Raw genomic sequence first — 286 nt, forward strand, 5'->3', positions numbered from 1 at the left:
TATAAGAGCTTCAATGAAGTGGATTGGAATTATATTAAAGTGATTGGTAGGTTTGGTGGAGATGGTTGCGAGATATTTAGGAAAGTAGTATTGCGAGGTTGTTTTGGAGGGATTGTATTGAGTTTGAAAGTGAATGTGGGTATGGGGTGGGTTGGTGTGATGGGGGTTATGATGGAGGGAGTGGTTGAGAATGGGATGGAAGATGGAATTGAAGGAGAAGAAGGTGGAGATGGGGTGTGAATTGTTGTAGAAGCGGGAGATTGTGGGATAACGATCAAGGTATGCG

The 286-nt window shown here is 43.4% G+C and carries 1 pseudogene; it reads left to right on the top strand.

Features of this window, described 5'->3' with window-relative positions:
• Positions 1 to 240: pseudogene (locus FS628_RS32210) on the top strand (hypothetical protein); the annotation flags it as partial.
• Between the last annotated feature and the right edge of the window lie 46 nt (positions 241 to 286).

Source organism: Paenibacillus xylanexedens, assembly GCF_007676705.1.
GTDB classification, from domain to species: Bacteria; Bacillota; Bacilli; order Paenibacillales; family Paenibacillaceae; genus Paenibacillus; species Paenibacillus xylanexedens_C.